21 protein-coding genes are annotated in these 24,070 nt (G+C 68.6%); 13 read left to right on the top strand and 8 right to left on the bottom strand.

The window, feature by feature from the left end; all coding sequences use genetic code 11:
* Position 1: 1 nt before the first annotated feature.
* The 3 genes from HNR30_RS43050 to HNR30_RS43040 are packed head-to-tail and all read right to left on the bottom strand — an operon-like array spanning position 2 to position 2,518.
* Entirely contained in the window at positions 2-787 is a 786-nt protein-coding gene (locus tag HNR30_RS43050; RefSeq protein WP_181615978.1) for a CDP-alcohol phosphatidyltransferase family protein, read from the bottom strand.
* Positions 787-1,794 (bottom strand): sulfotransferase family protein, encoded by a 1,008-nt coding sequence (locus tag HNR30_RS43045; protein WP_181615977.1) that lies wholly within the window; start codon positions 1,792-1,794, stop codon positions 787-789. Before HNR30_RS43045 ends, HNR30_RS43050 begins: the two co-directional genes overlap by 1 nt.
* A gap of 4 nt (positions 1,795-1,798) precedes the next feature.
* Positions 1,799-2,518, bottom strand: a complete 720-nt coding sequence (locus tag HNR30_RS43040; protein ID WP_220134646.1) for a CDP-alcohol phosphatidyltransferase family protein — start codon at positions 2,516-2,518, stop codon at positions 1,799-1,801.
* Positions 2,519-2,840: 322 nt separating this feature from the next.
* Here HNR30_RS43040 and HNR30_RS43035 point away from each other — a divergent pair, with 322 nt between their 5' ends.
* A complete protein-coding gene (locus HNR30_RS43035) occupies positions 2,841-4,508 on the top strand; it encodes a CDP-glycerol glycerophosphotransferase family protein (RefSeq protein ID WP_181615976.1) in 1,668 nt (555 codons plus the stop codon).
* 109 nt (positions 4,509-4,617) lie between these two features.
* Positions 4,618-6,042 carry an SDR family NAD(P)-dependent oxidoreductase gene (locus tag HNR30_RS43030; protein ID WP_312895044.1) on the top strand — a complete coding sequence of 475 codons (1,425 nt, stop codon included), beginning with the start codon at positions 4,618-4,620 and terminating at the stop codon, positions 6,040-6,042.
* Positions 6,043-6,096: 54 nt separating this feature from the next.
* On the opposite strand, the gene HNR30_RS43025 is transcribed toward HNR30_RS43030, so the two are convergent.
* Entirely contained in the window at positions 6,097-7,950 is a 1,854-nt protein-coding gene (locus HNR30_RS43025; RefSeq protein ID WP_181615974.1) for a glycosyltransferase family 2 protein, read from the bottom strand.
* A gap of 82 nt (positions 7,951-8,032) precedes the next feature.
* Here HNR30_RS43025 and HNR30_RS43020 point away from each other — a divergent pair, with 82 nt between their 5' ends.
* From HNR30_RS43020 to rfbD, 3 genes are read left to right on the top strand one after another with little or no spacing between them, the layout of a single operon-like run.
* The gene (locus HNR30_RS43020; RefSeq protein ID WP_181615973.1) at positions 8,033-9,100 is read left to right on the top strand and encodes a glucose-1-phosphate thymidylyltransferase; all 1,068 of its coding nucleotides are present in this window, start codon (positions 8,033-8,035) and stop codon (positions 9,098-9,100) included.
* Entirely contained in the window at positions 9,097-10,077 is a 981-nt protein-coding gene (gene rfbB, locus HNR30_RS43015) for a dTDP-glucose 4,6-dehydratase (RefSeq protein ID WP_181615972.1), read from the top strand. The genes HNR30_RS43020 and rfbB overlap by 4 nt, the downstream gene beginning before the upstream one ends.
* Positions 10,074-10,952 carry a dTDP-4-dehydrorhamnose reductase gene (rfbD, locus tag HNR30_RS43010; RefSeq protein WP_181615971.1) on the top strand — a complete coding sequence of 293 codons (879 nt, stop codon included), beginning with the start codon at positions 10,074-10,076 and terminating at the stop codon, positions 10,950-10,952. The genes rfbB and rfbD overlap by 4 nt, the downstream gene beginning before the upstream one ends.
* Here rfbD and rfbC read toward each other — a convergent pair.
* The 3 genes from rfbC to HNR30_RS42995 form a co-directional block, all read right to left on the bottom strand.
* Entirely contained in the window at positions 10,838-11,503 is a 666-nt protein-coding gene (rfbC, locus tag HNR30_RS43005; RefSeq protein WP_181615970.1) for a dTDP-4-dehydrorhamnose 3,5-epimerase, read from the bottom strand. The two genes, rfbD and rfbC, sit on opposite strands and share 115 nt — an antisense overlap.
* A gap of 6 nt (positions 11,504-11,509) precedes the next feature.
* Positions 11,510-13,459: a glycosyltransferase family 2 protein gene (locus HNR30_RS43000; protein ID WP_181616028.1), complete on the bottom strand. Its 1,950-nt coding sequence runs from the start codon at positions 13,457-13,459 to the stop codon at positions 11,510-11,512.
* A gap of 170 nt (positions 13,460-13,629) precedes the next feature.
* Complete coding sequence (locus HNR30_RS42995; RefSeq protein WP_181615969.1) at positions 13,630-14,694, bottom strand: class I SAM-dependent methyltransferase; 1,065 nt, start codon at positions 14,692-14,694, stop codon at positions 13,630-13,632.
* A gap of 91 nt (positions 14,695-14,785) precedes the next feature.
* Here HNR30_RS42995 and HNR30_RS42990 point away from each other — a divergent pair, with 91 nt between their 5' ends.
* The 5 genes from HNR30_RS42990 to HNR30_RS42970 are packed head-to-tail and all read left to right on the top strand — an operon-like array spanning position 14,786 to position 21,164.
* A complete protein-coding gene (locus HNR30_RS42990) occupies positions 14,786-15,850 on the top strand; it encodes a DegT/DnrJ/EryC1/StrS family aminotransferase (protein ID WP_181616027.1) in 1,065 nt (354 codons plus the stop codon).
* Positions 15,847-16,857, top strand: coding sequence for a Gfo/Idh/MocA family protein (locus HNR30_RS42985; RefSeq protein WP_181615968.1), 1,011 nt, complete (start codon positions 15,847-15,849; stop codon positions 16,855-16,857). Before HNR30_RS42990 ends, HNR30_RS42985 begins: the two co-directional genes overlap by 4 nt.
* Positions 16,850-18,385 carry a glycosyltransferase family 4 protein gene (locus tag HNR30_RS42980; protein ID WP_220134643.1) on the top strand — a complete coding sequence of 512 codons (1,536 nt, stop codon included), beginning with the start codon at positions 16,850-16,852 and terminating at the stop codon, positions 18,383-18,385. Before HNR30_RS42985 ends, HNR30_RS42980 begins: the two co-directional genes overlap by 8 nt.
* A complete protein-coding gene (locus HNR30_RS42975) occupies positions 18,382-19,884 on the top strand; it encodes a glycosyltransferase family 2 protein (protein WP_181615967.1) in 1,503 nt (500 codons plus the stop codon). Before HNR30_RS42980 ends, HNR30_RS42975 begins: the two co-directional genes overlap by 4 nt.
* Positions 19,881-21,164, top strand: coding sequence for a nucleotide sugar dehydrogenase (locus HNR30_RS42970; RefSeq protein ID WP_181615966.1), 1,284 nt, complete (start codon positions 19,881-19,883; stop codon positions 21,162-21,164). Before HNR30_RS42975 ends, HNR30_RS42970 begins: the two co-directional genes overlap by 4 nt.
* A 45-nt stretch (positions 21,165-21,209) precedes the next feature.
* Here the strand turns inward: HNR30_RS42970 and HNR30_RS42965 are convergent, their stop codons facing one another.
* Positions 21,210-21,800 (bottom strand): acyltransferase, encoded by a 591-nt coding sequence (locus tag HNR30_RS42965; protein WP_181615965.1) that lies wholly within the window; start codon positions 21,798-21,800, stop codon positions 21,210-21,212.
* Positions 21,801-21,944: 144 nt separating this feature from the next.
* Here HNR30_RS42965 and HNR30_RS42960 point away from each other — a divergent pair, with 144 nt between their 5' ends.
* The 3 genes from HNR30_RS42960 to HNR30_RS42950 are packed head-to-tail and all read left to right on the top strand — an operon-like array spanning position 21,945 to position 24,033.
* Positions 21,945-22,631 carry a class I SAM-dependent methyltransferase gene (locus tag HNR30_RS42960; protein ID WP_181615964.1) on the top strand — a complete coding sequence of 229 codons (687 nt, stop codon included), beginning with the start codon at positions 21,945-21,947 and terminating at the stop codon, positions 22,629-22,631.
* The gene (locus HNR30_RS42955) at positions 22,631-23,323 is read left to right on the top strand and encodes a class I SAM-dependent methyltransferase (RefSeq protein ID WP_181615963.1); all 693 of its coding nucleotides are present in this window, start codon (positions 22,631-22,633) and stop codon (positions 23,321-23,323) included. The genes HNR30_RS42960 and HNR30_RS42955 overlap by 1 nt, the downstream gene beginning before the upstream one ends.
* A gap of 35 nt (positions 23,324-23,358) precedes the next feature.
* Positions 23,359-24,033 carry a polysaccharide deacetylase family protein gene (locus HNR30_RS42950; RefSeq protein WP_181615962.1) on the top strand — a complete coding sequence of 225 codons (675 nt, stop codon included), beginning with the start codon at positions 23,359-23,361 and terminating at the stop codon, positions 24,031-24,033.
* Positions 24,034-24,070: the final 37 nt, after the last annotated feature.

Here is a 24,070-nt window from a genome sequence, read left to right as displayed (position 1 = left end):
GTTATCCCCCGATCAACGCGTGCTCACGGCTCTCCCGGGGCGTCGCCGCGCGACGGGTGAAGAGCCACATTCGGTACACAATGAAGACTTCGTTGGCCAGCAGCAGCAGGCTGGCGCCGGTCGAGACGGGCAGCAGGGCGGCCGCCCCGATGAGCGGGGCGACGACGAACACGGCCGCGTGGAACTCGATGCCACTGATCAGGTGCGAGCGCACCCGGTGACGGGCCAGCAGCCGGTTGACCCTGGGCATCAGCCGCTTGCTCGGCACCCGCTCGACCTGCCCACCCGGAGCCGCGGCCTCGGCGTTCAGATGGACGGCCTCGCGCACCCGCTTCATCTGCGGCGCGTTGACGTAGCGGAACAGGTCGAGCACCGCCAGCACCGCGCCGAGCACGATGTAGACCACGTCCCCGGTCAGGACGTACTGCCCGTAGGCCAGTCCCGCCGCGCAGAACACCACCCGGATCCGGTCACCCACGTAGTCCAGCCACAGGCCGAACGGCGAGCCCGTGCCCTTGAGCCTGGCGATCTTCCCGTCGACGCAGTCGACCAGGAAACTCACGTAGAACAACAGCGCGCCCACCGCGAGCTGGTTCACCGCGAAGCTCACCGCCGAGCCGAGCCCGATCACCAGCGAGGTGACCGTCAGCGCGTTCGGCGTGATCCGCGTGCGGTTGGCGATCAGCTTGGTGAGCGGGCAGGCCAGCGGGTCGACGAAGTAGACCGTCCACCACGAGTCGCGGTTCTTCAGCGTGGAGCGCACATCGGCGATGCTGTAACGCCTCATCAGGCCACCCGCTGGGGCTCGCGCTGCCCGCTGGTCAGCAGGGCCGCCACCGGACCGGGCTCGCGCAGCCGGTTCACCCGGTCGCGCAGGTCCTTGCGCATCCGGCTCGCCCGGCGCTTGGCCATGGTCTGGCGGAAGGCCGCCACGTGCGCCTTGGCCGCACTGGGCGCGCCGCTCAGCTCGTAGCCGTGCTCCCGCAGCCGCTCGCCCAGCACGTCCTCGCACAACGCGATCTCCCAGCCGGTCAGGCGCGTCGCCCAGCTGCCCACGCGTTCCCTGGTGACCTCGCCGTGCGTGTTGTTGTGCCACGTCTTGTTCTTGGGCACGGCCACGCCCGCCAGCATGTGCGGCTCGCACATCGCCGGGTCGAAGTCCTCCTCCAAGAACTGGCAGAGCTTCTTCAGCTCCGTCGCCGGGTCATCGGTCAGGTCCTCGTAGCGCAGCTCGTAGTAGGTGTCGGCGGGCAGCTTCCTGCGCAGCTTCGCCCCGGCGTCCATCGCCTCCGCCCAGTTGGCGATGGCGTGGAAGGAGTCGAGGCTGTACCACGGCATCTCCTTCAGGCTCGCCGAGCAGTCACGGCCGTCCCTGATCAGGTGGATGAACTGGGCGTCGGGGAAGAGCCTGCGCAGCACGTCGACCTTGCGCACGTAGCTGGGACGCTTGTCGCCCCAGCGCGGCTTGCCGAACCGCTCGCCGTACATGCTGAACGCCCGGCCGATCACCGAGCCCAGCGAACCGGGGCCCTGCGCGGCCTGGCGGATGTAGTCCTCCCTGCCGATGTGCAGGTCGTGGAACTTGGTGCCCTTGTCGTTGGCGATCCACTCGGCCAGGTTCTGACGATTCCTGACATCGCGCATGTCCCCGTAGGCGCGCCGCCGGTAGTAGGCGGCCTCCAGGAACCTCGTCTCCGGCGGCACCGCGATCCTCGGGTGCGCGTGCAACATCAGCTGCAGCATTGTCGTGCCTGAGCGGGCACAGCCAATGACGAACACCGGCCGATCGGACATGTGGTCAAACCCCCCGTTGTATCGCTGCCTGCCTGGTTGTGACCCACAACCGGTAGACCAGATTCGCCTCGAACCCCAGCAGCAGCGCCCCCGCCACCGCCGTCATCGGCACCAGCGCCGCCGCACCCGCGAGGGGCGCCACGACGAACACGGCCGCGTGGAACTCGATCCCGCTGAACAGGTGCCTGCGCACCCGCCTCCTGGCCATCGCCCGCTGCCACCGGGTTTTCGGCGGGCGGACACTGCCGGGCAGCTCCTCACGGACCCGGCGCATCTGCGGGCCGTTCACGTAGCGGAACAGATCCAGGACGGCGATCGCCGCACCCATGATCACGAAAGCCACGTCCCCGGTCGCCGCGTACTGCCCGAAGGCCAGACCGGCCGCGCAGCTCAGCTCGCGCACCCGGTCGCCGATGAAGTCCAGCCACAACCCGAACGGCGTCCCGGTGCCCTTGAGCCGGGCGATCTTCCCGTCGACGCAGTCGACGAGGAAGCTCACGTAGAACAGGACCGCCCCCGCGGTGAGCCTGTTCGCCGCGAACGCCGCCGCCGCGGCGAGCCCCAGGACCATCGAGACGCCTGTGATCGTGTTGGGTGTCAGCCTTGTTCTGTTGGCCACCACCAGGGCCAGGCGACACGCCAACGGGTCGACCGCGAAGACGGTCCACCAGGCGTCTTTTCGCTTCAGTGCGGCTTGCACGTCAGCGAGCGAATAGGTCCGCATGAAGTCCAGCATGACCACGCTCTGCTGTTTGACGATTACTCTCTGGAACTACTGGAGGATGTCCATGCCGCTTCTTGACCATTCGGCGGGTACAGAGGTGAGCGTCGGGGGCGTCCCCGTGGTCCCAGGCCGGAGCGTTCGCCCCTATGCCTGGCCTTGACCTTACGGCCGCCGCGGTTCTCGGAATCGCAAGCATTCATGCAAGAGCTCCGAGACGGTCGCCGCCCCGCGGCTAGCGTCGGCCCGACTCCAACCACTGATGAGTAGGGGGATGCTGGTGACTCGCGCGCTCGCCGTGCTGTTGGTCCTCACCTTTCCGGGAATGTTGATCACGGCCCTCTGGCCGCAACCCGTGTTGTTCGCCGCCATGCTGGCGCTGAGCTACCTCGGCGAACTGGGACAGCGCCGGCAACCCTCAGCGCTGCTGTCCATGATCCACCTCAAGCGGCGGGTGCGCCCGCGGCTGCGGGAACTCGCCGCGCTGTGCCTGCTGATCAGGACCGACGAGGTGGCCGGCTGGGCGGCGATCCTGATGGTCGTGGCCCTGTGGGCGGCGCACTGGATCTGGATCGCGGGGATCGACCAGTCCGTGGTACTGGCGAGGCGGCAGGCCGAGTCACCCTTGATCGAGACGCGCAACCTGCTTCCCGCCGCCAAGAAGAAGGACGCCGCCAAGCCGTCCAGGGCCGTGTCGGCCCCCAAGGTGGTGCCGGAAACGGTCCTGGTGGCAGCCGCGACCCTGTGCGCCCTGACCGGACTGATCGAGTTCCTGGCCCTGGCCGCCGCGGTCCACCTGGTCCTGGCCGTCGTGCTCACCCTCCGGATCCGCCGCAACATGCGCCGCGTGCCGGTGATCGACAACGAGAGCCTGATGGGAAGCGCCGACGAGCGGCTCGCCGCCTACGACCCGCAGGCCATCCTGTACTTCTCCGGTTCTCCCGCCTCCGCCTACCAGGTCAACATGTGGCTGAGCACGATGGAGAAGATGGACGCGCGGGTGGTCGTCCTCCTGCGAGAGCGCAAGGTTCTCAACGAGCTGGCCCCCACCAGCCTGCCGGTCGTCTGCATCCCCGACTCCGTCGCCATGATGAACTTCACCGCGCTGAGGTCGGCCAAGGTCGCGTTCTTCCCCTCCAACGTCGGCAAGAACATCCACATGCTCCGATCGACGAAGGTCAAGAGCGTCTTCATCGGGCACGGCGACAGCGACAAGGAAGCGTCCTTCAACCCGTTCTCGAAGGTGTACGACGAGATCTGGGTGGCGGGGCAGGCGGGCCGCGACCGGTATCTGCGGGCGGACGTCGGAGTTCAGCACGCCCAGATCGTCGAGGTGGGACGGCCCCAGCTGGCGGCGATCCAGACCGACCGGAGGATCACCACGAGGCCGACGGTGCTGTACGCCCCCACCTGGGAGGGCTGGAGCGACGACCTCCATCACACGTCGATCATCTCGATGGGCCCCAGGCTCGTCCGGGCTCTGGTGAAGCTGGGCGTACGGGTCGTCTACAAGCCACATCCGCTGACCGGCAACCGCAACGCGGACGCCGGCACGGCTCACCGGAAGATCGTCAGAATCCTCACCGAGGCCGGCGCGGACCACGAGATCGTCACCGGGCCGACGCCGCACCTGTACGACTGCTTCAACGCGGCCGACGTCCTCATCAGCGACATCTCCAGCGTCATCAGCGACTTCATCGCCAGCGGCAAGCCGTACGCCGTCACCAACGTCACCGCCATGCCGTGCGCCGACTTCCGCGAGCGCTACCCGAGTACGGCGGCCGCCTACCTGCTGACCCCCGAGCTGAGCGAGCTCGGCGAGGTCGTCGGCGCGTGCTCCCGGCTGGACGATCCCATGGCGGAGGAACGGCGCAGGCTCCGCACCTACCTCCTGGGATCGGACAGCCCGGACGCCCTGACCCGGTTCAACGACGCGCTGAACTCCCTGCTCCACCGGGAGAGCGACGACCTGCTGGAACTGTCGGCCCGCTGAGCAAGCACCGCTCGGCATGGTTTCGGCAAAGACCTCCATGCCCCCGGCTGACGCGCGATTAGAGTCGCGCAGAACTCGCCGTGAGCGAAACAGGGGGCCAATGATGACCGTGGAAAACACGCGTAACGTCGCAGTGGTGCTGGCCGGTGGCGTGGGTCAGCGGGTGGGACTGAACACGCCCAAGCAGCTGTTGAAGATCGCCGGCCAGACCGTCCTCGAGCACACACTGAGAGTGTTCGAGTCCCACGCGGACATCCACGAGATCGTCCTGATGATGGCGCCCGGTTTCCTCGACGAGGCCACCGTGCTGGTGGACAGGAACCGGTTCGGCAAGGTCCGCGCCATTCTGGAGGGCGGCGCCAGCAGGGCTGAGACCACCTGGCGCGCCATCCAGGCGATCGAGGGCGACGGCTGCCGCCTGCTGTTCCACGACGCCGTCCGTCCGCTCGTCGAGTCGCGCATCATCAGCGAGTGCGTCACGGCCCTCGACTCCTACGGTGCCGTCGATGTCGCCATTCCCAGCTCCGACACCATCGTGGTGGCCGCCTCGTCGCCCCGTGGCGAGATCGTCCGCGACATCCCCGACCGGACGCGCCTGCGTCGCGGCCAGACACCCCAGTGTTTCCGCCTGGAGGTGATCCGTGAGGCCTACCGGCGGGCTCTGGCCGACCCGGAATTCTCCCGGCAGCCGCCCACCGACGACTGCGGCGTCGTGCTCCGTTACCTGCCCGACGTCCCGATCTACATCGTTCCCGGCAGCGAGCGGAACCTGAAGATCACCTATCCCGTCGACATCGACATCGCCGACAAGCTGTTCAGGCTGGGAGCGGCCACCGTCCCGGCGCCCGGTCCCGACGTCCACGCCGCGCGGCTCGCCGGACGCTGCATGGTCGTCTTCGGCGGCAGCTACGGCATCGGCGCCGACGTCTCCCGGATGGCCAGGGAGCACGGCGCCGAGGTGTTCTCCTTCTCACGCTCCACGACCGGGACCGACATCCAGCGAGCCGAGTCGGTGGAGGAGGCGCTCGGCCAGGTCTACGCGCGCACGGGAGCCATCGACTACGTCGTCAACACCGCGGCCGTGCTCCACATGGGCAGGCTCGCCGTCACCGAGCAGAGCACCATCGCCGAGACGGTCGGCATCAACCTGCTCGGCCCGATCAACATCGCCAGGGCGGCCCATCAGTATCTGGCCAAGACCGGGGGGCATCTGCTGTTCTACACGTCCTCGTCCTACACGCGCGGGCGGGCCGACTACAGCCTCTACTCGTCGACCAAGGCCGCGGCGGTCAACCTGACGCAGGCGCTGGCCGACGAGTGGGCGCTCGACGGCATCCAGGTCAACTGCGTGAACCCGGAGCGGACGGCCACCCCGATGAGGTCGCGGGCGTTCGGCGAGGAGCCTCCTGGGACGCTGCTGTCGTCGGAGGCGGTCGCGCGGTACAGCCTCGACGTGCTCGTGTCAGACCTGACCGGGCAGATCATCGACGTCCGGCTCGACCGTGACCAGCCGTTGCCGGTCCCGGCCGGGTAACCGAACCGCGAAGGGGCGGTTCGCGATGACGTCGCGGACCGCCCCTTGCCGTCGTCACCCCATCTTCGACAGGCGGAGGACCCGCCCGGCGCAGACGGTGGCCATCGCGACCTGGTACTTCGGACCGCGACCCGAGCCGAACTGAATGGTCACGGGGTGGCGCCCTGTCGGCAGCTTCACCCGCCCTCCGAAGCGGAGCTCGGTGCCGTCGCCCGTGCCGACGATCGTGCCGGAGGTCTGCGCGCCGCCGATCCACACCGTGGCCTTCCTCCGCCGTCTGCCTCCCATGACCATGCGGACCGGCAGGGCCACGCCCTTGCGCGGACGCCACCACACCGATTCCGACGAGGTCCAGCGGATGAGCCTCCTGGCCAGGGGGTGGCGCGTCGCACCGATGTCGAGGGCCAGCTGCCCGCTCGCCGTCCAGTAGGGATGGGCCACCTTGCCGGGACCGCCGACGAGGCAGGTCCCGGCCTTGACCTTGCGCGACGTCAGCGCCTCGAGGCCGATGAGGCGCGGGCGGCGGCCGAGTCCGAGCATGGAGGCGCCCAGCCAGACGTCGTGGACTCCGCGTCGCAGCGGCCCTCCCCCGGCCGCCGTCAGCGGGTCGATGGCCATCGTCGCCTTGATGACCACGCGGACGCCTCCCTCGACCTCCTCCAGCTCCGGGCGGAACTCGGTGGGAGGGAACCAGCCGACGTTGCGCCGCCGGTCCTTGAGCACCACCTCGGCGTGGGCGTGGGCAAGCGGATCGCGCACCTCCCATTCGTCGACGCCCGTCACGTCGCGCAGCAACGCCGGGTCGAGCAGGAGCCGGTCGCCGTCGCGCACCAGGAGCAACGGGGTCCCGTCACCCTTGACGAGGGAAACCCGGACGTCTGCGCACAACGTGCCGTCGCGCCAGATCGGGGTGGACACCTCCGGGACGGCTCGGACCTGCCTGGTCTGCAGGGCGAGCGCCTTGAGCGAATCGAGGTCTCCCCGTTCGAGGAGGGTCGCCCGCAGCCGCGCCACCTCAGGCAGGCCGTCGCGCACGCTCTCCGGGAACTCCTCCAGGACGATGCTGCGGACCTTCTCCATACGGGCGCGCACGCGCGCGGGATCGCCGAACACGGCGGGCTCGCATACCTGGTGGATGATCTCCACGCGGTAGGAGCGCCGCAGCAGGCTGTCGCGCAGGGCTCCCGGCTCGGTGCCCGCCTTCACGGCCCGGACGACTTCTCGCAGCCAGTGGAAGTAGACGTCGATGTCGAAGAGATTGGAGGTGCTGTTGTTCCCGCCGTCGCCCCTGCGGATCCAGTAGTAGCAGGAATAGTCGCCCACGACCGAGACCCTGCGCGTGGCGGTGTAGGCCTGGGCCATGTAGAGCTGGTCCTCGAGCCTGCAGTACCCCTCGGGAAAGCGAATGTCGTTGTCGAGCAAGAATGCGCGACGGAACATCTTGTGCGGTGTGAGACTTTCGATGAGATTGTGATCCTCGATCGAGCAGACCGGTATGTTCCGATTGAACACGTTGCTCGGTCCCGCCATTGTTCCGGCGACCTTGCCGAGCACGATGTCGGCGGAATTCGCGCTGCCGAGACCGTACATTCGTTCCAGGGCTTCCAGGCCCAGCCGATCATCCTGGTCGACGTACTGCACGTACTCGCCGCGCGCGTTCTGGACACCGACGTTGCGCGGCTTTCCCGGCCAGCCGGAGTTCTCCTGGGTGAACACGCGGACGTGGTCGTGAGCGGCCTCGATACGGCGGAGCCTGGCGAGGCTGTCGTCCGTGGAGCCGTCGTCGACATAGATCACCTCGTAGGAGTCGCTGCCGATGCTCTGCCCCACGAGAAAGGGAGCGTTTGCGTCGATATGCTGCCCGGCGTTATAGACGGGCACCACCACGCTGACCTTGAGCTTAGCCATCTCGAATTTTGCCCTTCTTTTACCGTCATACATTTTACGCAATCGCTGATTGTAGCCAGACTCAGGCCGCCACAATGGCACTGTGAAAGCACTTGTTCTAGCCGGAGGATCCGGCACCCGATTGCGCCCGATCACCTACACCTCGGCCAAGCAATTGGTCCCGGTGGCCAACAAGCCGGTCCTGTTCTACGGGCTGGAGGCCATCGCGGAGGCCGGCATCGTGGAGGTCGGCATCGTCGTGGGTGACACGGCGGAGGAGATCAAGGAGGCGGTGGGCGACGGTTCGCGCTTCGGCCTAGAGGTCACCTACCTCCAGCAGGACAGCCCCCGCGGGCTGGCGCATGCCGTGCTCATCGCCCGGGAGTTCCTCGCCGACGACGACTTCGTCATGTACCTCGGCGACAACTTCATCCTCGGCGGCATCAACCAGATCGTCGCCGACTTCCAGACGCACCGTCCCGCCGCCCAGATCCTGCTCACCCGGGTCGGCGATCCCACCTCGTTCGGCGTGGCGGAACTCGACTCCCTGGGGCGGGTGGTCGGCCTGGAGGAGAAGCCCAAGCAGCCCAAGAGCGACCTCGCGCTGGTGGGCGTCTACCTGTTCACGCCCGCCATCCACGAGGCTGTGCGCGGGATCAAGCCCTCCTGGCGCAACGAGCTCGAGATCACCGACGCGATCCAGTGGCTGATCGACGAGAGCAGGACCGTGCGCTCCTCGACGATCACCGGGTACTGGAAGGACACCGGCAACGTCGCCGACATGCTGGAGGTCAACAGGACCGTGCTGGAGTCGATCGACGGCCGATGCGACGGAGTCGCCGACTCCGGCTGCGAGATCATCGGACGGGTCCAGATCGAGGAGGGCGCCGAGATCCGCAACTCACGGATCGTCGGGCCGGTGATCATCGGCGCGGGAAGCGTGATCTCCGACTCCTACGTCGGACCCTTCACCTCCATCTCGGCCGACTGCCTCATCCAGCACAGCGAGATCGAGTTCTCCATCGTGCTGCGCGGCTCGTCCATCCGCGGGGTCAGCAGGATCGAGGCGTCGCTGATCGGCCGCAACGCACGGGTGACACCCGCGCCCGCGGTTCCGCAGGCCCACCGGTTCGTGCTCGGCGACCACAGCGAGGTGCAGATCTCACGATGAGCACCTCCATCCTCGTCACGGGCGGCGCCGGCTTCATCGGCTCGCACTACGTTCGCACCCTGCTGGCCGGTGACAACGACGTACGGATCACCGTCCTCGACAAGCTGACCTACGCCGGCAACCCCGCCAACCTGGACCCCGTGCGCCACGACGAGCGGTTCGGTTTCGTCTGGGGCGACATCTGCGACGCCTCGCTCGTCGACAAGCTCATGGCCGATCACGACCAGGTCGTGCACTTCGCCGCCGAATCCCATGTCGACCGCTCCATCCTGGGCGCGGCGGAGTTCGTGCAGACCAACGTCGTCGGCACGCAGACCCTGCTCGACGCGGCGCTGCGCCACGGCCTGCAGACCTTCGTCCACATCTCCACCGACGAGGTGTACGGCTCCATCGAGCACGGATCGTGGCCGGAGAGCCATCCGCTCCTCCCGAGCTCGCCGTACTCCGCGGCGAAGGCCGCCAGCGACCTGCTGGCTCTGGCCTACCAGCACACCCACGGGCTCGACGTGCGCGTGACGCGCTGCTCCAACAACTACGGCCACCACCACTTCCCCGAGAAGATGATCCCGCTGTTCATCACCAACCTGCTCGACGGCAGGAAGGTGCCGCTGTACGGCGACGGCCTCAACATCCGCGACTGGCTGCACATCGACGACCACGTGCAGGGGATCGAGCTCGTCAGGACCGCGGGCCGCAGCGGCGAGATCTACAACATCGGCGGTGGCACGGAACTGACCAACAAGGAGCTGACCCAGCTCCTGCTCGACGCCTGCGGCGCGGGCTGGGACATGGTCGACTACGTCGAGGACCGCAAGGGCCACGATCGGCGCTACTCCGTCGACTGCACCAAGATCCGCACTGAGCTCGGTTACCTGCCGCGCAAGGACTTCGCGGAGGGCCTGGCCGAGACGGTCGTCTGGTACCGGGAGAACCGGAGCTGGTGGGAGCCGCTCAAGCAGCGGGCGGCGTTGTCATGACCGGACGCTGGCTGGTCACGGGCGCCGGCGGCATGGTGGCCGGCGACCTGCTGCGCCTGCTCGGCGACAGGGGCGTCGGCCTCGACCGGCGCGCCCTCGACATCTGCCAGGCCGACCAGGTCGAGCAGGTGATCGGCGACCACCGTCCTGAGGTGGTGGTCAACTGCGCCGCGTGGACCGCCGTCGACGACGCCGAGCTTCACGAGGAGCAGGCCAGGGCGGTCAACGCCGACGGCGTGCGCCATCTCGCGGAGGCCTGCTCCCGGACGGGGAGCAGGCTCATCCACCTCTCCACCGACTACGTCTTCCCCGGCGACGCCACGAGCCCTTACGCCGAGGACGCGCCCACCGGCCCGCGCTCGGCCTACGGCCGGACGAAGCTGGCGGGCGAGCAGGCGGTTCTGGAGGTGCTCCCGGGGACGGGTTACGTGGTCCGTACGGCCTGGCTCTACGGCACGACCGGGCGCGACTTCGTCCGGACGATGATGAAGCTGGAGTCGGAGCGCGAGTACCTCGACGTGGTGTACGACCAGGTCGGGCAGCCGACCTGGTCAGCCGATCTCGCCGCGCTCCTGGTCCGGTTGGGCGAGAGCGGGGCCGAGCCCGGGATCTACCACGGGACGAGCTCGGGGCAGTGCAGCTGGCACGCCCTGGCTTCCGAGGTCTTCCGCCTGCTGGGGGCCGACCCTTCCCGGGTGCGCCCGGTGGGCAGCGCGGCCTTCCCGCGGCCTGCCCCCCGGCCCGCGTACAGCGTTCTCGGTCACGCCCGCTGGGCGGGCACGGGCGTCGCGCCCATCGGGGACTGGAACGAGGCGTTGTCCCGGGCGTTCCCCGAGGTGCGCAGGTCGTTGTACAACGCCGCGCACGCCTCGTAGCCGGGAAGGATTCCCTGCCGAGCGGCCTCGGCCAGTGTCGGGGCCGCGGCATCCTTCGGCGACAGCAGGGGCTCGATCTCCTTCGGCCAAGCGATGGCCAGATCCTCGTCCAGCGGGTTGATCCCGTGCTCCCGCCCGGGGGCGTACCCCTGTGAGCACAGGTAGACCACGGTCGCGTCGTCGGTCAGCGCCATGAACGCGTGCCCCAGCCCTTCGGCCAGGTACACGGCCCTACGCTCCTGCTCATCGAGCACGACCGACTCCCACCGGCCGAACTGGGGCGAGCCGACCCGGATGTCGACGATCACGTCCAGAACCGAGCCGCGCACGCACGTGACGTACTTGGCCTGGCTCGGAGGCACGTCCGCGAAGTGAATGCCGCGGATCGTGCCCCGCCGCGACACCGAGCAGTTCGCCTGCGCCAGGTCGAGCCGCTGGCCCGTGGCGGCATGGAAGTCGGGGCCTCGGAACCACTCGTGGAAGCTGCCTCGATCGTCGGGGAAGACCGTGGGCTCGTGGACGAGAGCACCTTCGATGGACAGCCGGCGCATCCCGGCTCACCTCCTTCTGAGCAGTGACATGAAGCCGGAACGAGCCTTGGGCTTGGCCGGCTGCAGTTCTTCCAGCGCCTGCGTGACGGCCTGGACGAACGGCTCGCCCTCACCCTCGGGGCAGACGAGCACGATCGGCAGCACCACGAATCGGCCCGCCGACGAGCCTTCCTTCGGCAGCGCGATCGAGACGCGCCAGCGACCGGCGTCGAAGCACGCGTCTGGGATCTCGACACGCAGCACCGAGTCGAGCGTGCCCGTGGCGTCGATGCGCCCGGCGGTCCTGGAGACGAAGCGAACCGCCACGGGTGTGGCGGGAGCGTACGGATGCAGCGGCAGCGTGATCTCCAGGCGTCCGTCGCGTATCCGGCCGTGCTCCGCGCCGATGCCCTCTTGCAGGTCGTAATCGACGCGCTGCGTGACCTGGCCGACGTCGAGCGAAAGATTGCCGTGAGGATCGGTCCAGTACGGCAGCACCAACCGGCCCGGGTCGCCCACCAACGCGCCGGTGCGTCCCTTGGTCACCGATTCCGAGCGGATCGACCCCAGCCGGGTCTCCTTCGTCCACCCGCACCCGGACTGCCGGACGATCACGTCCCAGATGCCCGGCTCCAGCGGCGCTCCGGCGCCCGCGGTCTGGGGATCGATCGCGGCGGCCCCCCGCAGGACGAAGCGGACGAGCCCGGGTTCGGCCATCGGCACGTGCTCGGGTTCGAAGCTGACCGGCTGGTAGAACTCGCCCGCTGTCTTGCGCGCTCGCACCACCAGGTCCATCCGGGCCCTGTCGGTCTTGACCGAGGCGTTCGCGTCGAGCAGCGCCACCGCCTCGCCGCCGCCAGAGCCGAGAGGCGGACGCAGGACGATCTGGTCGCCGTCGTCCGTGAAGGCGAGCGGCTGCTCGTTGGCGGTGAACTCGGACGAGAACGTCAGGTGCAGGGCGCCGGCGCGCCAGTCGAGGCTCTCCAGCGAGGTGGAGAGCCTGATGCCCGCCTCCCACTCGGCGAGCTTCAGTACCTCCTCGTACTGCCCCGCCACCACCAGTCCTGCGACGAGCTGCTGGATGGGCTCCATCCCGGCCGCCACTCCGGGCCCGAAACGGGCCGAGGCGACCTTGTGGATCTCCGTGAACATCTTCTCGCGGAAGTCGGCGGGCATCGCCAGCAGGCGCTTACCCCGCAGCCGCTCGACCATCTCGTTGCGCAGCCAGCGCCGGAAGATCCGGTCCCGCATGGGTCCCGGCTGGGTGTGCCGCTCCACGATGTCCAGGGCTTCGCTCAGATTCGCGAAGTAGCCGACCGGGTCGAACGGCTGGAATCCGGCGTTCGTCGCGTCCTCGCGCTTGATGTGGTGATAGCACAGATAGTCGCTCAGGACCGCGACATTACGCGCGAGGAGATAGGCCTCGGTCACGAAGACGTGGTCTTCGAGGCGCCTGCGTCCTTCCGGGAATCGCACGCCGTGTTTGTTCAGGAACTCCTTCCTGAACATCTTGTGCGGCGTGAGGCTGTCCATGAGCGGAGCATTCGCGAGATTGGCCTGGGGCCGATTGACGCGGAACAGTTCAAGAGGGACCGAGCGTCCTTTTCCGGCCATTTTCCCAATGATGACGTCGGCCTCGTTGGCCACGCCGTACTGGTACATACGCTCCAGCGCCTCGTCACCCAGCCAGTCGTCGTTGTCGACGAACATGACGAACTCGCCACGAGCTTCTTCGATGCCGACATTGCGCGGCTTTCCCGACCAGCCGGAGTTCTCCTGGTGGATCACCCGGATGTGGTCATGCTCGGCCGCGAGCACGTCCAGGCGTGCTGGCGTTTCGTCCGTCGAGCCGTCGTCCACGAAGATGACCTCGAACTCCTCTGCCGGCAGGCTCTGCCGGAGCATCGAGGCGACACAGTCCTCGATATAGGGGCCCGGATTGTAAACGGGGACGATCACGCTGACCTTCATGGGCATGGGTTTTCTCCCATCTAGCGCGATTTTCTTTTCGAGTCGCCCCTCATCGTGGCAGCAGCCCATCACCACCGGCTGGTTTCCGGGTAAAGAAATGACCAGCCTTACCCGTGCCCGGACCGGGAAACCGCGGAACGGAACACTCGGTCCGAGCCGGGCGGCGTCCCCGCAGGTCAAACCTTGGCGTAACGCGCCTTCAGGATGTTCCGCCTGTTCGTGCCCTCGGCGTTCTTGCCCTTCTCGAGAATCACGAGATTGTGGTAATAGTGCGCGCCCACGACATTGAGGTCGGTATACGACGGCCGGTACTCCTCGTCGACGAATTCCTCGTAATTGAGGCCGTCGACCAGACCCTTCAGCATTCCCATGGTGGTGTTCGGGTCGTTCAGGTCCTCGCTGCCGAGCCATTCCGGCCAGTACGAGGTCTGGGTGTCCTCCACGGCGTAGATGCCGCCGTCACGCAGCAACGGGAAGAGGGTCTCGAAGGTCGTGATGACGTGCGGGCTGCGGTGGCTCCCGTCGTCGATGATCACGTCGAGGGTGCCGATCCTGCCCGCGATGTCCAGCAGCGACGTGGGATCGGACTGGTCGCCGATGAAGGTCGTGATGCGTTTCTCGTCGACGAAGGACTTGTCCTGGATGTCGATGCCGAAGATCTGGGCGTTCGGGAAGAAGTGCTTCCACATGCGCAGTGAGGCCCCGCCCTGGCCCGCGCGGTTGTAGCCCCCGATGCCGATCTCCACGAGATTGAAGGACTCGTTCTTCAGGTGCTGCAGGTGGCGCTGGTAGTGCTGGGTGTAGCGGTGACCACCCCACTTGTCGGTCTTGAAGTACACCGCCAGCTCGTTCAGGTCGTGAGAGATCGCGGCGATCTCGGCTGCGCGATCCAGCTTGCGCTGCCGCGCAGCGGCCTTCGCGGTGAGCTTCGGCGCGGGCTTGCGCCTGAGCCGGCGCAGGTGCTCCCAGTTCTTCTGACCGACCAGGGGCTTGATGGTCTTGGCTACCGCCGAGTACACGGGCATGTCGTCGGAGTCTCCTTTGATTGGGGGCATGCAGGATGAGGGGGTCTCCCGTCCACCTCCGGAAGGTTTCACTTCTTGACCGGGGCACTCGGGAAGTTGGCCGAAGGCCAGTGAAGTGATGACTTTCGCCTTACCCCAGCTGGAAACGCGAGTGGCCGGGTGCCGCTGCGGGCGGTCGTCCGCGCGAACTTCCGAGGCAAACCTTTCCTCAAGCACGCGGAGGCGTCTCAGCTCCGCCCTATTGCAGCACCTACTGTCCATTGCGGACTTCAACATCCGGCGTCGCGAGGAGGCCGTCGTGGGCGAGATGATTCCTCCTGCCGCGCCTGTCATCGGGGAGGCGGAGATCGAGGCCGCGGTTCGCGTCCTGCGCAGCGGCAACGTGGTCCAAGGCCCTGAGGTCGCCGCCTTCGAGGCGGAGTTCTCGCAATGGGTCGACGGCCGCCACTGCGTCGCGGTCAACTCCGGCACCTCCGCGCTCCAGCTCAGCCTGATGGCTCTGGGCATCGGCCCGCCCGACGAGGTCATCGTCCCCGCCTTCTCCTTCGCGGCCACCGCCAACGTCGTGCGACTGGTCGGCGCGACGCCGGTCTTCGCCGACATCGACCCGCTCACCTACTGCCTGTCTCCCGATGCGGTGGCGGCGGCGATCACGCCACGCACCGTCGCGATCGTCCCGGTCCACCTGTACGGTCACCCCGCCGCCATGCACGAGTTGCGCACGATCGCCGCCGGCCACGGCCTGGCCGTGGTCGAGGACGCCTGCCAGGCCCACGGCGCCACGCTGCACGGCCGGCCGGTGGGCGCCTTCGGCGTCGCCAGCTGCTTCAGCTTCTACCCCACCAAGAACATGCACGCCCTGGAAGGCGGCATGATCTGCACCCCGGACCCCGACCTGGCCCGCACCCTGCGGCTCCTGCGCAACCAGGGCATGGAGCAGCGCTACGCCAACGAGATCGTGGGCGCCAACCTGCGCATGACCGACGTGGAGGCGGCGGTCGGCAGGGTGCAACTCGGGCGGCTTGGCGAAGGCAACGCCCGGCGGCAGGCCAACGCCAAGACGCTGGACGCCCTCATCAGCCGGGTGGCCACGCCGTACGTCGCCGACGGGGCGGGGCACGTCTACCACCAGTACACCGTGCGGATCGACGGCGACCGCGAAGCGGCACGGGCGCACCTGGCCGCCAGGCGCGTGGGCAGCGCCGTCTACTACCCGACCCCGATCCACCGGCTGCGCCCCTTCGCCGGGCCGCGGCGCTGGGACCTGCCGGAGACCGAGCGGGCCGCCGCCGAGGTGCTCTCGCTGCCGGTCCACCCGTCGCTGACCGAGAGTGAACTGGCCAGGATCTCCGAGGCCGTGAACGAGCTGTGAGGACACTGCGCGCGGGGCTGATCGGCCTGGGGGCGATGGGCCGCAACCACGCAAGGGTGCTCTCGGCACTACCGGGCGTGGAGTTCGCCGGCGTCGCCGATCCCCTGGGCGACCCACTCAGGGCCGCCCATGGGACGCCGGTCGTGCGCGACCTGCCGTCGCTGCTGTCGCTGGGGCTCGACTACGCCGTTGTCGCCTGCCCGACCGCACTGCACGAGGAGGTCGGCCTCGAATTGGCGCGCAGCGGTGTGGCCGCGCTGATCGAGAAGCCGCTCGCGCACTCGGTCGAGGCCGCCACGCGCCTGGTCGACGCCTTCGAGGAAGCGGACGTGGTGGCCGCGGTCGGGCACATCGAGCGTTTCAACCCGGCCCTGCAGAACCTGCGGCCACGCCTCGCCGAACTCGGCGAGATCTTCCAGGTGGCGACCCGCCGCCAGGGTCCCTTCCCACACCGCATCGCCGACGTCGGCGTGGTCAAGGATCTGGCCACTCACGACATCGACCTGACCGTGTGGGTCACCGGCCAGGACTACCGCTCCGTCTCGGCGTGCATGACCTCCAAAAGCGGGCGCCCGCACGAGGACATGGTGGCCGTCGTCGCCCAGCTCGACGGCGGGACGATGGCCAACCACCTGGTCAACTGGCTCAGCCCGTTCAAGGAGCGGTCCGTCGTGGTCACCGGCGAGCGCGGCTGCTTCGTCGCCAACACCCTCACCGCCGACCTGACCTTCTACGCCAACGGTGCGGCCGGCAACGATTGGGACGCCCTGCGCGCCTTCCCCGGGGTCTGCGAGGGCGACATGGTCCGCTACGCCATCGCCAAGCGCGAACCGCTGCTGGTCGAGCACGAACAGTTCCGCGACGCGGTGCTCGGCCGACCGAGCAAGATCGTGACGCTTCGCCAGGGGCTGCGGACCGTCCAGGTGTCCGCGGCGGTGCTGGAGTCGGCCGCGTCCGGCGCCACGACGCCCGTCGACCACGATCGAGAGGTGCTCTCCATTGCGTAAGACCGACAACGGCCTGCCTCAGGGCTCCAGAGGGCGCATCGTCATGCTCGTCGACAACGGCGTGCACGGCGATTCGCGGGTACAGAAGGTCGCCAGGTCCGCGGCCCAGATGGGATGGGACGTCATCCTGCTGGGCCGCTCTCCCGACGGCAAGCCGCGCCGGTGGCGGCTTGGCGACGCGCGGGTAAGGCTGCTGACTGTCCCTCTGACGACCAAGGCCCGATATCAGGTGCGGCGCGCCCCGCTGAGACGCCCGCTCGCCTATCCTCCCGGCCCCGTCATCGCGCAGCGCAAGCGTGAGGTCGAACTGCGGCGCCTCAAGCTGACCACTCTGCGCGCGAAGCTGGCGGCCGCCGACCGGAGCAGGCTCGTGTCACGCGGCACAGTGCTCGTGACGAAGGTCGTCTACGGCGTCGCCAACCGCTGGGTCCGCGTACGGCTCAGCCAGACCGAGTCGCTCGCCGAGGCCAGAAAGAACCTGGCGGGGCCGATCGACCGGTTCGCCGTGGCCTTCTGGGAGAAGGCCATGGGCAAGCGGAGCTGGCGCCAGCTGGATCCGATGCTCTGGGACTACGAGCTGAGCTTCGGCCCGGTCATCGACAAGCTCCGCCCGGCGATCATCCACGCTCACGACTCCCGCATGATCGCCGTCGGGGCCCGCGCCAAGCTCCGCGCCCAGGCCAGAGGACGCGACGTCAAGCTCGTGTGGGACGCGCACGAATACCGTCCGGGGGTGGGCCACTCCAACCCACGCAGGCACGTGGCGTACTGCGCCAACGAGCTCGAGTTCGTCCCCTACGCCGACTCGGTAATCACCGTCTCCGAGCCGCTCGCCGATCTGCTCATCGAACGGCACAAGCTGACCACGCGGCCCAGCATCGTCCTCAATGCCCCCGACGTGGCCTGGCGCGACGACGCGGGCGAGGCTCCGCCGAAGCTGCGTGACCTGTGCGGAATCACCGACGACACGCCTCTGCTGGTCTACTGCGGTGTCGCCTCGGCGCCGCGAGGCCTGGACATCATGGTCGAGGCACTGCCCATGATTCCTGCGGCGCATGTCGCCCTCGTGATCAACAATCACGGCACGCCCTATGTGCGCAAGCTCGTGGCCCGGGCGAAGGCTCTTCAGGCAGGGCATCGGCTGCACATCCTGCCGTACGTCGATCCCTACCAGATCGTCCCGTTCCTGTCGCAGGCCGACGCCGGGGTACACCCCCTTCACCACACGCTCAACCACGAGATCGGGGTGAGCACCAAGTTCTACGAGTACGCCCACGCTGGCCTGCCCATTGTGGTCAGCGACGTGAAGCTGATGACCGAGACGATCCAGCAGGTCGGCAACGGCGTGGTGTTCAAGGCCAAGAATCTGGCCGACTACATCAGGGCCGTTTACAACGTGCTGGACGACCCGCGGCGGTATAGGGCCGCCTACGAAGCCCCCGGCCTCCTGGATGCATGGACGTGGGCCAGGCAGGCGCGGATCCTGGGCGAGTTGTACGACGAGCTGAAGCCGCGGACGCTCGCTTGACCGTCACTCGTCCGCCGGACGTCAGCGTGGTCGTCGCCGTCCACGACACCATGCCCTACCTCACGGCCTGCCTGCGCTCCCTCGTCGACCAGACGATCGGCGCAGGCAGGTTCGAGGTCATCGCCGTGGACGACGGCTCCACCGACGGCGGCGGCGCGGAGCTCGACCGGTTCGCTGCCGAGCACCCCGGCCTGTTCACCGTGGTGCACCAGCCCCATTCGGGCGGCCCCGCGGTGCCCAGCAACCGGGGGCTCGATCTGGCCACCGGCCGCTACGTCTTCTTCCTCGGCGCGGACGACCTGCTGGCGCCGCACGCGCTGGAGCGGCTGGTCGACGCGGCCGACCATTACGGCTCCGACGTGGTGCTGGGCAAGATGGTCGGGATCAACGGCCGGTACGTGCGGCAGGACGTCTACGCCCGCACCGACCCCGACCTCGACCTGTACGGCTCGGCGCTGCCGTACGCGATGTCGAACACCAAGCTCTTCCGCAGGCGGCTCCTGGACCGGTACCGGCTGCGGTTCCCCGTGGACATGCCGGTCGGCAGCGACCAGCCCTTCACCATCGAGGCCTGCGTGCGCGCCGAGCGGATCTCGGTGCTGGCCGACGCGGTCTACTACTACGCGGTGCGCCGCCACGATCGCGGCAACATCACCTACCGGTCGTCGCCCGCTCAACGGCTCGACACGGCGCGGCGGCTCATCGAGTTCACCGCCGGCCTGCTGCCCGCGGGCGCCAGGCGCGACGCCGTCCTGGCGCGGCACTTCGACTGGGAGCTGTCCAAACTGGTCGGCAAGGACTTCGCCAGGTTCGACCCCGAGACCCGGTCGGCCGTGTGCGCCGCCGTGAAGAGCCTCTCGGCGGCCTACCTGACCGGCAGGATCCTCGACAGGCTCAGCCCCGCGCAGCGTTACCGCCTCGCCCTCGCGGCGCGCGGGCGGATCGACCTGCTCATCCAGCCCGCCCTGCACTCGGGCAGCGCACCGCTGGTGCTGGAGAAGGAGCGGGTGCTGGTGCACCTGCCGGGATTCGACGAGATGGAGCGCGAGCACTTCGTCTTCAACGGCGCCTTCGACAGCCGCATGGCAAGCGGCATCCGGGTCCTGGAGGCAGCCTGGTCGTCTGACCGCCTGGTCCTGTGGATCCGGGCTCCCGTCCTGGGCGACGGCGCCGCCGAACCCGCCCCGCTGGGCATCTCGGGCGTTCCCGCCGAGGTGACCACCGAGTTGGCCGTCGACGGGTCGGGGACGACTTTGTGCGCCCGCATCCCGATGCGGGCGTTGCTGGGCGGGCGGCGCCATGACATCCGGCTGGCCGTGACGGCGGCCGGTGAGCTTTACGAATTCCCTCTTCCTGCACTGGGGCGGCGGCTCCGCCAGCGGCGCTGGCACCGTGGCCGGCCGTACCGGATCTCCGTGATCCCAGGCAGGGACGAGCAGATGGTCGTCCGCGTGTCGCGTGTTCCCTGGCGACGCGCCCTTCTCTGGAGGAAACAGTGAGAATCTGCGTGGTCGGTCTGGGCAAGATCGGCCTGCCCCTGGCCGTCCAGTACGCGTCGAAGGGGCATGAGGTCATCGGCGCCGACATCGACGCACGCGTGGTCGACATGGTGAACCGGGGCCTCGAGCCGTTCCCCGGCGAGCACGACCTGGACCTCATGCTCAAGCGGGCGGTCGGTGACGAGCTGCTCTCCGCGACCACCAGCACCCGGGACGCCGTGGCCTCGGCGGACGTGGTCGTGGTGGTGGTACCGCTCTACGTCGACGCCTCCGGGGTGCCCGACTTCTCCTCGATGGACGCCGCCACCGAGGAGATCGCCGCGACGCTGCGGCTCGGCACGCTGGTCTGCTACGAGACGACCCTGCCCGTCGGCACCACGAGGCAGCGCTGGGCTCCCCTGCTGGAACTGGGATCGGGGCTCACCCTGGGCTCGGGCTTCCACCTGGCCTTCAGCCCCGAGCGGGTGCTCACCGGGCGGGTCTTCGCCGACCTGTGCCGCTACCCCAAGCTGGTCGGCGGTGTCGACGAGGAGTCGGCGCGGCGAGCGTGCGCCTTCTACGAGGCGGTGCTCGACTTCGACGAGCGCGACGACCTGCCGCGTGCCAACGGGGTGTGGGACCTGGGTTCCTCCGAAGCGGCCGAGCTGGCCAAGCTGGCCGAGACGACCTACCGCGACGTGAACATCGCCCTGGCCAACCAGTTCGCGCTGCACGCGGGGAGGCTGGGCGTGGACGTCATGCGGGTGATCGAGGCGTGCAACAGCCAGCCGTACAGCCACATCCACCAGCCGGGGATCGCGGTCGGCGGGCACTGCATCCCGGTCTATCCGCAGATGTACCTGTGGAACGACCCGTCGGCGAGCGTCGTGCGTGCCGCCAGGGCGGCCAACGCCGCGATGCCCGGTCACACCGTGGACCTGCTGTGCGCGGCGTACGGCGACCTGTCAGGGGCCGAGGTGCTGGTGCTGGGCGCCTCGTATCGGGGCGGGGTCAAGGAAACCGCGTTCTCGGGTGTCTTCGGCGTCGTGGGCGCGTTGCTGGAGCGCGGGGCGGTGCCGTACGTCTCCGACCCTCTGTACAACGCGGCCGAGCTCAGGGCGCTGGGGCTGGTGCCGTACGGCGGGCAGCCCGTGGAGGCGGCGATCGTGCAGGCCGACCACGCCGACTACCACCTGCTGGCGGCGAGCGACCTCCCGTCGGTGAGGGTGCTCGTCGATGGGCGGCGTGTCACCGACCCGGCGTTGTGGAGGGGCGTGCGGCGCGTGGTCATCGGCGGTTGACAACGCGGGGCGCTCGGTCGACATGGCCCCGGCGCGCCGACGACTTCACGGGGCTTCCGCCATCACGCCGTCGTGCTCCAGGTAGCGCTCGCCCGTGACCGGGCAGAGCCACGTGCCGGGTTCCTTCTCGACCAGTCGTTCGCCGTGTCGGCCGACCCAGCCGACCCGTTTGGCCGGAACTCCCATGACCAGGGCGAAGTCGGGCACGTCGCGGGTGACCACGGCACCGGCGGCGACCATGGCCCATCGGCCGATCCGCACGGGCGCCACGCACACGGACCTGGCGCCGAGCGAGGCGCCCTCGGCCACCTCGACGCCCTCGGGGCGCCAGTCGTGGCGTTGTTTCAGCTCACCGTCCGGGTCGACGGCGCGCGGGACACGGTCGTTGGTGAGCACCGCGGCCGGGCCGACGAAGACGCCGTCGGCCAGGGTCGCGGGCTCGTAGACGAGCGCGTAGTTCTGGATCTTGACGTGGCGGCCGATCGTCACCCCCGTGCCGACGTAGGCGCCGCGTCCCACGATGCAGCCGTCGCCCAGGACGGCGTCTTCGCGGATCTGGGCCAGCTCCCAGACCCGCACATCCCTGCCCAACGTGGCGGTATCAGCCACCTGGGCGTTCTCCATGATCACGGCCATCACCAGCCTCCCCCGAATCGCATCGTAGAACACGGGCCGCGCACGACCGTGCTCCCAGCGCATCGGCGCTCCACATTGGTCCTGACGCCGGTCAGGCGGTAGCGTCTCGTCACGCGCGCGCACCCGCCACCAAGGAGTACTGTCGTGTCCGCAGACCCCATCCCGTTGGGCACCGAGGTGTTCGACAGGAAGCTCCTCATCCAGGACGCCTGGAACCTCTACATCGACGCTCCCAAGGCCCTGCGACTCAAACAACGCCTACGCGTCCTGGTCTGCCCCTTCGAAGAAGTCGTCGGCTTCGTCCCCCAAGGCGCCACCGTCCTCGACATCGGCTGCGGCTCCGGCCTGTCCCTCGGCCTCATGGCCGCCCGCGGACGCCAGATCACCGGACACGGCTTCGACCCCAGCGACGTCGCCATCGGCCTGGCCCAGAAAATGACCACCCACACCGCCCACACCGGCTCCACCCTCACCTACGAACGCCGCGACGCCCGCACCGAGTGGCCCACCGGCACCTACGACGTCGTCTCCATGCAAGACGTCATCCACCACGTCCCCGTCCCCCACCAACGCGACGTCTTCGCCAAAGCCTGCGCCTCCGTCCGACCCGGCGGCATCTTCATCTACAAAGACATGAGCCTGCGCCCCCGCTGGCGCAACTTCTTCTGCCGCCTGCACGACCTCATCATCGCCCGCGAATGGATCTACCCCATCCCCGTCGCCACCATCGAGACCTGGGCAGCCGAACACGGCCTCACCGTCGAGATCGCCAAAACCGCCCACCGCGTCGTCTACGGCAACGACCTGCGAGTCTTCCGCAAGAAGAGCTGATGGAGAGCACGGAGATCAGGCGCCTGGTCGAGCTCGAGGACACGCACTGGTGGTATCGGGAGCGGCGGGCGATCCTGCGCAAGGAGCTGAGGTCGCTCGAACCCGGGCGGGCCCTCGACATCGGCGCGGCGGGCGGCGGCAACACGCGGGTGCTGCTGGCGGCGGGCTGGCAGGCGACCGCCACCGACTTCTCCGAGGTGGCCGTCGAGGTGGCCAGGGAGCGCGGCATCGACGCGGTCTGGGCCGACGCCCGCGAGCTGCCGTTCGACGACGCGAGCAAGGACCTGGTGACCGCTTTCGACGTGCTGGAGCACATCGAGGAGGACGACCGGGCGGCGGCGGAGATCGTTCGTGTCCTGCGGCCGGGCGGCACGGCGCTGATCGCGGTGCCGTGCGACATGAGGTTGTGGTCGCAGCACGACGTCGCGGTGGGTCATGTCCGGCGTTACACCAGGCGAGAGCTGGTCGATGTGGCCGCGCGAGCCGGACTCGTTATCGAACGGGTATGGAGCTGGAACGTTCTGCTGCGGCCGGTGGTCGCCGTCCGGCGCAGACGCTCCACGGGCAGCGATCTCGAAGAGCTGTCGCCGCTGGTCAACACCGGTCTGAGCATGATCGTCGCGGTGGAGCGCCACCTGCCGGTGAAGTCTCTTCCCGGCGTCACCCTCTTCCTCAGGGCGCACAAGCCCTAGCCGCACAGCGGTAAAAGAGTTGGAAGAATGGCGATGTGCTCGTAAACGGACTGATGGCGCTCGCTCTGGCCATGACCCCGGTTCAGGCCGCCCCGGCCAAGGTCGACTGCGCGAAGGTCAAGTGCCTGGCGCTGACCTTCGACGACGGCCCCGGCCCCTACACCACGACGTTGCTCAAGACCCTGAAGAAGGGCAAGGCGAAGGCGACCTTCTACCTGGTCGGCAAGTCGGTGGAGAAACGGCCGGAGGTGGCCGCGCAGATCGTCAAGGCGGGGCACGAGGTGGGCAACCACACCTGGTCGCATCCGAGTCTGCCGGCGATGCCCGACGAGCACATCCTGGGTGAGCTCGACTCCACCCAGCAGGTGATCGAGCAGGCGACGGGGGTGCGGCCCAAGACCTTCCGCCCGCCGTACGGCCACAGCGACGAGCGGGTGCTGCTCCTGGCCCAGGAGCTGGGGCTGGCGCAGGTGAAGTGGACCGACACCACGCTCGACTGGAGCCTGCGCGACAAGGACCGGATCCGTAACAAGGTGCTCAAGCTGGCCAGGCCGGGCGGGGTGATCCTCATGCACGATCCGGTGCCGGCCACGGTCAAGGCGATGCCCGAGGTGATCAAGGAGCTGAAGAAGCGCGGTTACCACCTGGTGACCGTTTCGACGCTGCTGGGCAAGAGGAAGCTCGCGCCGGGCGAGGCATACCCTTCGTAATCCGGATAAGTCCTGATAAGTGAGTGACGCCGTGCGC

Origin of the sequence: Nonomuraea soli (assembly GCF_013761175.1) — a bacterium.
Classification (GTDB): domain Bacteria; phylum Actinomycetota; class Actinomycetes; order Streptosporangiales; family Streptosporangiaceae; genus Nonomuraea; species Nonomuraea soli.
The sequence above is the reverse complement of the archived record's forward strand: the minus strand, read 5'-3'. Positions and strand labels throughout refer to the sequence as shown.

Excerpts from the sequence above, each read along its gene's own strand:
- HNR30_RS43050 (WP_181615978.1), bottom strand. The coding sequence starts at position 787 with ATGAGGCGTTACAGCATCGCCGATGTGCGCTCCACGCTGAAGAACCGC.
- HNR30_RS43045 (WP_181615977.1), bottom strand. The coding sequence starts at position 1,794 with ATGTCCGATCGGCCGGTGTTCGTCATTGGCTGTGCCCGCTCAGGCACG.
- HNR30_RS43040 (WP_220134646.1), bottom strand. The coding sequence starts at position 2,518 with ATGCGGACCTATTCGCTCGCTGACGTGCAAGCCGCACTGAAGCGAAAA.
- HNR30_RS43035 (WP_181615976.1), top strand. The coding sequence starts at position 2,841 with ATGTTGATCACGGCCCTCTGGCCGCAACCCGTGTTGTTCGCCGCCATG.
- HNR30_RS43025 (WP_181615974.1), bottom strand. The coding sequence starts at position 7,950 with ATGGCTAAGCTCAAGGTCAGCGTGGTGGTGCCCGTCTATAACGCCGGG.
- rfbB (WP_181615972.1), top strand. The coding sequence starts at position 9,097 with ATGAGCACCTCCATCCTCGTCACGGGCGGCGCCGGCTTCATCGGCTCG.
- rfbD (WP_181615971.1), top strand. The coding sequence starts at position 10,074 with ATGACCGGACGCTGGCTGGTCACGGGCGCCGGCGGCATGGTGGCCGGC.
- rfbC (WP_181615970.1), bottom strand. The coding sequence starts at position 11,503 with ATGCGCCGGCTGTCCATCGAAGGTGCTCTCGTCCACGAGCCCACGGTC.
- HNR30_RS43000 (WP_181616028.1), bottom strand. The coding sequence starts at position 13,459 with ATGCCCATGAAGGTCAGCGTGATCGTCCCCGTTTACAATCCGGGCCCC.
- HNR30_RS42990 (WP_181616027.1), top strand. The coding sequence starts at position 14,786 with ATGATTCCTCCTGCCGCGCCTGTCATCGGGGAGGCGGAGATCGAGGCC.
- HNR30_RS42965 (WP_181615965.1), bottom strand. The coding sequence starts at position 21,800 with ATGGCCGTGATCATGGAGAACGCCCAGGTGGCTGATACCGCCACGTTG.
- HNR30_RS42955 (WP_181615963.1), top strand. The coding sequence starts at position 22,631 with ATGGAGAGCACGGAGATCAGGCGCCTGGTCGAGCTCGAGGACACGCAC.